The 8,548-nt window shown below is 45.0% G+C and carries 9 protein-coding genes, 2 tRNA genes and 1 rRNA gene; 3 read left to right on the top strand and 9 right to left on the bottom strand.

Annotated features, from left to right (window positions below; translation table 11 throughout):
• Positions 1 to 11: 11 nt before the first annotated feature.
• Genes UF05_RS16480 through phoB form a run of 3 tightly spaced genes read right to left on the bottom strand, consistent with a single transcriptional unit; the run spans position 12 to position 2,999 of the window.
• A complete protein-coding gene (locus UF05_RS16480) occupies positions 12 to 971 on the bottom strand; it encodes a PstS family phosphate ABC transporter substrate-binding protein (protein ID WP_015296276.1) in 960 nt (319 codons plus the stop codon).
• On the bottom strand, positions 971 to 2,269 hold the full coding sequence (gene phoR, locus UF05_RS16485) for a phosphate regulon sensor histidine kinase PhoR (protein WP_025542575.1): 1,299 nt from the start codon (positions 2,267 to 2,269) through the stop codon (positions 971 to 973). The genes UF05_RS16480 and phoR overlap by 1 nt, the downstream gene beginning before the upstream one ends.
• 40 nt (positions 2,270 to 2,309) lie before the next feature.
• A complete protein-coding gene (gene phoB / locus UF05_RS16490) occupies positions 2,310 to 2,999 on the bottom strand; it encodes a phosphate regulon transcriptional regulator PhoB (RefSeq protein ID WP_005460184.1) in 690 nt (229 codons plus the stop codon).
• A 226-nt stretch (positions 3,000 to 3,225) separates the two neighbouring features.
• On the opposite strand from phoB, the gene rdgC reads away from it, so the two are divergent.
• From rdgC to UF05_RS16505, 3 genes are all read left to right on the top strand, one after another.
• The gene (gene rdgC, locus UF05_RS16495; RefSeq protein ID WP_025506702.1) at positions 3,226 to 4,140 is read left to right on the top strand and encodes a recombination-associated protein RdgC; all 915 of its coding nucleotides are present in this window, start codon (positions 3,226 to 3,228) and stop codon (positions 4,138 to 4,140) included.
• Positions 4,141 to 4,305: 165 nt separating this feature from the next.
• A complete protein-coding gene (gene trhP / locus UF05_RS16500) occupies positions 4,306 to 5,706 on the top strand; it encodes a prephenate-dependent tRNA uridine(34) hydroxylase TrhP (RefSeq protein WP_045545505.1) in 1,401 nt (466 codons plus the stop codon).
• Positions 5,707 to 5,708: 2 nt separating this feature from the next.
• On the top strand, positions 5,709 to 5,963 hold the full coding sequence (locus UF05_RS16505; RefSeq protein ID WP_005460170.1) for a YfhL family 4Fe-4S dicluster ferredoxin: 255 nt from the start codon (positions 5,709 to 5,711) through the stop codon (positions 5,961 to 5,963).
• Between the two features lie 42 nt (positions 5,964 to 6,005).
• Here UF05_RS16505 and UF05_RS16510 read toward each other — a convergent pair whose 3' ends face one another.
• The 6 genes from UF05_RS16510 to rrf form a co-directional block, all read right to left on the bottom strand.
• Positions 6,006 to 6,314, bottom strand: a complete 309-nt coding sequence (locus UF05_RS16510) for a hypothetical protein (RefSeq protein ID WP_020840122.1) — start codon at positions 6,312 to 6,314, stop codon at positions 6,006 to 6,008.
• A 309-nt stretch (positions 6,315 to 6,623) separates the two neighbouring features.
• The gene (gene mepA, locus UF05_RS16515) at positions 6,624 to 7,460 is read right to left on the bottom strand and encodes a penicillin-insensitive murein endopeptidase (RefSeq protein ID WP_025633544.1); all 837 of its coding nucleotides are present in this window, start codon (positions 7,458 to 7,460) and stop codon (positions 6,624 to 6,626) included.
• A 12-nt stretch (positions 7,461 to 7,472) separates the two neighbouring features.
• The gene (locus UF05_RS16520) at positions 7,473 to 7,805 is read right to left on the bottom strand and encodes a DUF1904 domain-containing protein (protein WP_005483015.1); all 333 of its coding nucleotides are present in this window, start codon (positions 7,803 to 7,805) and stop codon (positions 7,473 to 7,475) included.
• A 365-nt stretch (positions 7,806 to 8,170) separates the two neighbouring features.
• Positions 8,171 to 8,247, bottom strand: a tRNA-Trp gene (locus UF05_RS16525).
• A 35-nt stretch (positions 8,248 to 8,282) separates the two neighbouring features.
• Positions 8,283 to 8,359 (bottom strand) — tRNA-Asp (locus UF05_RS16530).
• Between the two features lie 30 nt (positions 8,360 to 8,389).
• Positions 8,390 to 8,505: ribosomal RNA gene (gene rrf / locus UF05_RS16535) — 5S ribosomal RNA — on the bottom strand.
• Positions 8,506 to 8,548 lie beyond the last annotated feature (43 nt).

Here is an 8,548-nt window from a genome sequence, read left to right on the forward strand (position 1 = left end):
AAAAAGTCGGCTTAAAGGCCGACTTTTTTTAACTCTTCCGCTGCGAAATCTGCAGTGATCGGTACATAGCCATCTTTTTCGACTAACGCTTGTCCCTGAGCAGAGAACATAAAACGAATAAACTCGGCTTCTATTGGAGATAACGGGTAATCAGGATGCTTGTTCACGTACACATAAAGGTAGCGTGATAGTGGGTACTTACCTGAGACAATATTCGTGCGAGTCGGGCTAACATAGTTAACCCCGCGTTTAGCTATGGGAACCAACCTTACGCCAGCCACTCGATAACCAACGCCAGAATAACCAACTCCGCTGATGGTCGATGCCACAGATTGCACCACAGAAGCCGAGCCCGGTTGTTCATTCACTCGGGTTTTGAAGTCACCGCCACACAGCGCATTGCTTTTGAAGTAACCATACGTCCCGGACACAGAGTTACGCCCAAACAACTGCAAGTTGCGCTTCGCCCATTCGGCTTTTAAACCTAATTGCTGCCAGTTAGTGATGAACTGACTTTCTCCACAACGCAACGTAGCGGAAAACATCGCGTCCAATTGATTAAAGTTCAAACCTTGAATGGGATTGTCTTGATGCACAAAAATACCAATAGCATCAATAGCAACGCGCAACGCTGTAGGTTTGTAACCATGCTGTCGCTCGAACGCCTCGATTTCTTTCAAACGCATCGGGCGGCTCATTGGGCCAAACTGCGCCGTTTGCTCTGTTAAAGCAGGTGGCGCCGTTGACGAGCCTGAAGCTTGAACTTGCGCGTTGATGTTTGGGTAAATGGATTTAAACTCTTCCACCCAAAGTGTGGTCATCCCTGCCAAAGTGTCTGAGCCTACCGAAAGCAAATTACCAACAATGCCAGTGGTTTTATGGTAGTTCGGTAATGGCTTATCTTGAGCAACCGCCATACTCGAACAAATAAGCGCGATACAAGCGATGGCTTTACTGACTCGACGTCCCATTATTTCACCACTAAACGACTTGGAAGTACGAACGAGAACTTGCTTCCTACACCGACTTCACTTTGAATTTCCAGGTGTGAGTCATGATGGCTCAACGCATGTTTCACAATTGCCAATCCTAAACCACTGCCACCCGTATCGCGTGAACGTGCTTTATCAACTCGGTAGAAACGCTCAGTCAGTCGATGCAAGTGTTGTGGCTCAATGCCATCACCACTGTCTTCAACTTCAAGGCACGCACCTTGTGCGGTTTGATACCAACGAACATGAATATTGGCTCCCGGAGGAGTGTACTTCACTGCGTTGTAAACAAGGTTGGAGATCGCGCTGCGCAATTGGTCATCATCTCCAAGCACGCGAAGGCTAGTATCGACATCAAACGTGAGTTTATGTTGGTCATCACCACTTAAGCTGATCGCTTCTTTCTCTAATACTTCAAGCATTGCTGGCACATTAACGACATCTTCCAACTCATGCATCGGCGCGGCTTCAATCTTAGATAAGGTAAGAAGTTGATTCACTAAGCTGTTCATGCGGTTAAGCTGCTCCGTCATCACCCCATGCGCTTTAGTCCACATAGGGCCGACGATCATGTCTGGGTCTTCCGTCATCTCCAGATAACCTTGTAGTACGGTCATCGGAGTGCGTAGCTCATGAGAAACGTTAGCGAAGAAGTTACGACGCATTCCTTCAAGTTGCTTAAGTTGGCTCACGTCACGCACCACCATCAGGTGTTCACCTTCAGTGTAAGGCACGATACGCAGTTCTAACATACGTTCGACATTCAACGGCGAGCGCATTTCTAGCGGTTCAGAGAAATCTTTTTTATTGAGGTACTTGATGAAATCTGGAGTTCGAATCAGGTTCGAGATAGGTTGACCGGAATCTTCTGGCCAATGGAAGCCTAACAGGTGTTGAGCTAATCGGTTACACCAAACAATGTTGCCTTCCGCGCGAAATACTACGACGGCATCGGGCAATGATTCGGCACCGTTTCTAAAGCGACGGATCAGATTGGTGAGCTCTTTGCGTTTACGACGTTGACGCTGTTGCAAACGATAGAGACCGTTAAAGAGAGACTCCCAGTTACCACTGCCAGACGGCGGAGTCAGGCGTTTTTCATCCCATAACCAAGAAGACAAGCGCACTTGGTTATGCAAATGCCACACAAGCTGCAAAGCCGTGGCAGCCAAAAGCAACCACGGCATATAACCGAATATCCACCCCACTATCACCCAAGGGGTGTAAAAAAAAGCCAGCTCCCAGGCCAGCTTTTTCCACGTTAATCTTTCAACCACTCATTACTCCAGAAATGGCATTGATAAGCTGCGTAAAAATCTAAGCCTTTGTTGAGAAGCGGTAACCAGCGCCACGAACGGTTTGAATCAGTTTGTCGTGACCGGCAGCTTCCAGTGCTTTACGAAGACGACGGATATGAACGTCAACAGTACGGTCTTCAACATAAACATTGGTGCCCCACACGTTATTTAGCAGCTGCTCACGGCTGTAAACACGCTCTTGATGGGTCATAAAGAAGTGCAGCATCTTGAACTCGGTAGGCCCCATATCAACCGCTTCATCATTCGCAGTAACACGGTGAGAAACAGGATCGAGTTTGAGACCTTGAACATCAATCACATCTTCTAATGCGGTCGGCGTAACACGGCGAATAACCGCTTTAAGGCGAGCAACTAACTCTTTAGGAGAAAACGGTTTGGTAATGTAGTCATCTGCACCAACCTCTAAACCGCGAACTTTATCTTCTTCTTCACCGCGAGCAGTCAGCATCACAACAGGAATGTTGCGTGTAAGCTCTTCACGTTTCATGTGTTTGATAAAATTAATGCCACTACCGCCAGGTAACATCCAATCCAGTAATACTAAATCAGGGAAGGGTTCAGCCAGTTTGGTTACAGCAGTATCGTAATCTTCCGCCTCTACCGCCTGGTAACCTTTTTGTTCAAGCACGAAGCAAAGCATTTCACGAATTGGAGCTTCGTCTTCAACAACCAGAATCCTTCTAGACATAATTGAGTAACCTTATGTTTGTTGAGCTAATGAATTTAAGAGACAAAGCGCGCCCCTCGATGCATAAGCATTATCACTACCAATTATGACACTTTTGTGACCTTTGAAAACAAATTTTCATATAACTTTCTTTTGGGGTTCATCCTGATATTTTTCATTTCTATTAAGACATCAGCTCAAAAATTCCCTATGATTACTCCCTTGTCATCAAGCCTAGAGAAGATTTATGTGGTTTAAAAACTGTCTGGTATATCGCGTTAACCGCGAGGTTAACTTCAACGCCGATCAACTAGAAACTCAACTCGCTGAGTTTCGATTCACCCCTTGTGGTAGCCAAGATAAACAAAAGTTTGGTTGGGTTAGTGCTATGGGTCGACATGGCGACATGATGACGCACGTGTCAGAAAACCGCATTCTGATCTGTGCAAAAAAAGAAGAGAAAATGCTGCCTGCTTCTGTGATTAAAGAGTCTCTGAATGCAAAAGTAGACGCTATGGAAGCGCAAGAAGGTCGCCCTCTGAAGAAGAAAGAGAAAGACAACTTAAAAGATGACATCGTGATGGACTTACTGCCTCGCGCTTTTAGCCGCAGCAGCCACACTCACGTGTTGATTATGCCAAAAGAAGGCTTCATCCTTGTCGATGCAAGCAGCTACAAAAAAGCAGAAGACGTATTAGCGCTACTGCGTAAAACCATGGGTAGCTTACCTGTTGTTCCTGCGATTCCAGAAGTAGCAATTGAAACAACGCTAACTGATTGGGTTAAAACAGGTAACACGCCGCAAGGCATCACCATGATGGACGAAGCTGAGTTAAAATCAGTACTTGAAGAAGGTGGCGTGATTCGCTGTAAGAAGCAAGAGCTGACCACAGATGAAATCCGCAATCACATCGCAGCTGACAAAGTCGTGACGAAACTTGCACTTAACTGGCAAGACCGAATCGAGTTCATCATGGCTGAAGATTCCGGCATCAAACGTCTAAAATTCTCAGATGAGTTGAAAGATCAAAACGACGATATCCCACGTGAAGATCAAGCGGCTCGCTTTGATGCTGACTTCTCACTAATGTGCGGTGAATTCAGCGCTTTCCTACCAAATCTATATGAAGCGCTAGGCGGCCTGCCTAACCCTAACGCATAAGATAACCCTACTTTTTAATAAATACGCCCTCACTTTTTGTAGGGCGTTTGTTCATCTAAAGCACAATTCTCCTAGTCACAGTTCACATTTTGACGTAAAATTTGCGCCCCATTTCCATAAGGTGGAATTGGCCTGACTTGTGATCAGATAAAAGAGAATTGAGCAATGACAACTGAGAAAGCATTCGTACCTGAGCTACTGTCTCCAGCGGGCAGCCTGAAAAATATGCGTTACGCATTCGCCTACGGCGCAGATGCAGTTTACGCTGGCCAACCTCGCTACAGCCTTCGCGTACGTAACAACGAGTTTAACCACGAGAACCTAAAAATCGGTATCGATGAAGCACATGCCCTAGGCAAAAAGCTTTACGTGGTATGCAACATCCAACCACATAACTCGAAGCTAAAAACCTTCATTCGTGACCTTAAACCAGTCGTTGAGATGGGCCCTGACGCGTTGATCATGTCAGATCCTGGTCTAATCATGATGGTTCGTGAAGCTTTCCCAGAAATGCCAATTCACCTTTCTGTACAAGCAAACGCTGTAAACTGGGCAACCGTTAAGTTCTGGGCAGCGAATGGCGTTGAACGTGTAATCGTTTCTCGCGAGCTCTCTCTAGAAGAAATCGAAGAAATTCGTGAGCATTGCCCTGAAACTGAACTAGAAGTATTCGTTCACGGTGCACTATGTATGGCTTACTCTGGTCGTTGCCTACTTTCTGGTTACATTAACAAGCGTGACCCTAACCAAGGTACATGTACTAATGCATGTCGTTGGGAATACAAAGTTGAAGAAGGCAAAGAAAACGACGCTGGCGACATCGTTGAGAAGTTTGACCCAACTGAAGCACAGCCTGTTGAAATTCAAGACGAGCGCCCTGAAACCACTATCGGTCGTGGTAAACCAACGGATGAAGTGGTTCTGCTTTCTGAAGCGCATCGTCCAGAAGAAAAAATGGCTGCCTACGAAGATGAACACGGCACTTACATCATGAACTCAAAAGACCTACGCGCGGTTCAGCACGTAGAGCGTCTAACGAAGATGGGAGTTCACTCACTAAAAATCGAAGGCCGTACTAAGTCGTTCTACTACTGTGCACGTACTGCTCAGGTTTACCGTAAAGCGATCGACGACGCAGTTGCAGGTAAACCATTCGATGAAAGCCTAATGGGTACACTAGAAAGCCTAGCTCACCGTGGTTACACAGAAGGTTTCCTACGTCGTCATACACACGATACTTACCAAAACTACGACTACGGTTACTCAGTCTCTGACGCACAACAATTTGTTGGTGAGTTCACAGGTAAACGTCGTGGCGACATGGCAGAAGTTGAAGTGAAAAACAAATTCGTTGTAGGTGACAGCCTGGAGTTAATGACACCAAAAGGTAACGTTGTTTTCACTCTAGAAGCGATGGAAAACCGCAAATCAGAGTCAATTGAAGACGCAAAAGGTAACGGCCACTTCGTATTCATTCCTGTTCCTGAAGACATGAACCTAGAATACGGCCTGTTGATGCGAAATCTAAACGCAGGCCAGGACACTCGTAATCCTACTGGTAAGTAATCATGGCGTTACTCATCACTGACAAATGCATTAACTGCGACATGTGTGATCCGGAATGCCCGAATGGCGCGATCAGCATGGGAGACAGCATCTTCGAAATCGACCCTAACTTATGTACTGAGTGCAAAGGTCATTACGAAAAGCCTACCTGTCAGTCAGTTTGTCCAATAACAAAATGTATTATTACTGATCCAAACCACATTGAGACAGAAGAGCAATTGCTTGAAAAGTTTGTGGTGATTCAGGGACTCGCCTAAATAAAATGAGGTTCAACTTTGCGAACAAAGTTGAACCTTTTTTTATCCTGATTTTTCGATTGGATAGATATTGCAAAACAACTCTTTCTCAAAGTGATACTCGAGTCTTTCACGCCAATTTTCAGCTTGGGATACAGGAATTAAATAGAAGTTTTCCCTGCTCGTATCTGTAACGAAAGCCATTCCATATTGCATTAGCTCGTAATGCACATCATTAACAAATCCCGGATCGAGACGCTGACGTCCCGTCAGGTGATTAACATCTTCACGAGTCAGTAAGACTCCCTTGGGATCACTACTAAATCTGTGTCTTAACCACTCTGCAAATTCTTTTGCACAAATAATAGTCATGGTTTTGTCCTTGATTCATTCTACGACAGGTCACTCCACACCCCCGCCTCAATACCTTGTCTGCGTTGCCAATTTTGCTTACCAACCGACAGACATATTGTTCAGAAATCAGAGTATCGTGACGAAAGATCTTTCAAAACAGAGTCGTTACCACTCAACAATACATACAACCCGTTATTTATTTAAGATTTCTATAATATGTCACCCAAACGAGTTGGGTTAGTTTTTGTATTGGTATTATTCACTGTAGACAAAAGTATGATGTTTCTCCAGTTTCACCTGAGCAGAAACAAGAACAAAGATGAGACGTTATTTACTGACGATAAGTGGCTGACATTGTGGTGGAATCGCTTTTTTCTTTTTAGGTTTAGCCGCTACTTTTGCTGGCTGAGGCTTCGCAGGGACAACTGCTTTTGGCTTCCAACTAGCTAACTCCGAACCACACCCATCACCAGAAGGAGGAGGTGCTTGATCTACACAATTAGAGCTTGAGTCAGGGCATGATAAGCGCACATGAAAATGATAATGATGCCCCCACCAAGGACGAACTTTACGTAGCCAAGAACGATCTTTTCCCCCTTCCTGAGCACACAGTTGCTCTTTGATAACAGGGTGAACAAAGATACGAGCCACCTCATCGCTCTTAGCAGCATAACGGATGAGTTCAAAATGCCTCTTATCCCATCGATGATTTAATATCGAGTAGTCTTGCAGATCAACCACACTCATCGGTTTCGGCAATTGAAGTTCGTTATAGGAGAGAGGAGAGTCAGCTAAACGCAACCAGATATCAATATCCAGCCCCGTTTGATGGCTTGAATGACCAGATGAAAAACGGCCGCCACGAGGTAAAGAAAGGTCGCCAATTAGTAAAGTAGTTTTTAACTTTTGATTCGCCTTTAAAGCTAGGCTTTCAACAAAATCTATAGTGTTAGGGTGCCCATAGTAGCGATTCGTTCGACTACGTAACACTTGATAACCTGTACCTTCTAAAGGCAGCGGGGAAGCCCCATCTAAGCAGCCATTCGCGTAACTACCAATAGAAGAGGACATATTATGAGTGGGAGCACTAACTTGCTCCCATGGCGTAGCATAAAGAGGAGCTGAGAAAAATAAACTTAAATAAAAAGAAAGACTCAGCCGCATCATACATCCCCTTTAGTAATGTTCACCATTATCATAGTAGGCATTTGGCGATAGTGCAGAAAAAATGACTGCTACATCAATATCTTCACCGACTACACCACGAACCTGTTGTGTAATTACTTTCGCCACCTTGTCTTGGGTCTCTTGTCCTCGATCAAACCACAAAACTTCAACAAAAGGATAAGCAGGACTTACCTCGCCTTCACTAAAGAAAGTTGTGTAGATGTACTCAAAAGTAAAATCTTCTCGTGGACTATTCATTAGTGGCTGGAGCTCGTCAGTCAGTGGCTTTGATAAAGCTTGTACTGCTTGAGGTTCTACAGCGCGAAATCGTAGATGTGGCATAAGGTTAATCCTATATTTGTAGTGTCCTAAGATGATAACAGGAACAACAACGCTAATCATCCCAACAACAACTAGACGCGTTCTTAAAAATACCCAGAAAAACGCTAATAAATATCAACAAGACCTTGAGATTCCCATCAGTGACATACAACGACAAGGTATCACTAGCGGCTAGATATTAATCCTGCTGGAAAGTTGCTGTTCTTTATATAGGGAAAGTAGATAAGAGATTAGGGCAGTTAAGACTTAGCAACCATTAGCTACGCGCCTAGAATCGCCTATTTGGGAACTTGAATTCACAAAGAATAAATTTGCCATTTTACAAACGTAAAAAAGCCTCAGTCTTTCGACTGAGGCTTTAAATATGGCAGGGGTGGAGAGATTCGAACTCCCAACACGCGGATTTGGAATCCGCTGCTCTGCCAATTGGAGCTACACCCCTGTAGTTCGTGTTTAATGAGACGACTCTCAAATAAGTGGCGGAGCGGACGGGACTCGAACCCGCGACCCCCGGCGTGACAGGCCGGTATTCTAACCAACTGAACTACCGCTCCGCACTGGTTAGACCTAAGTCTAAATTTAAAGCCTGGCGATGTCCTACTCTCACATGGGGAAACCCCACACTACCATCGGCGCTATTTCGTTTCACTTCTGAGTTCGGAATGGAGTCAGGTGGGTCCAAAACGCTATGGTCGCCAAGCAAATTCTTTAATTCGGAAAGCTGTTTCTGTGTTCTCTACACA

It is taken from the genome of Vibrio sp. S457-15, from assembly GCF_000960545.1.
In the GTDB taxonomy this organism is placed as follows: domain Bacteria; phylum Pseudomonadota; class Gammaproteobacteria; order Enterobacterales; family Vibrionaceae; genus Vibrio; species Vibrio parahaemolyticus.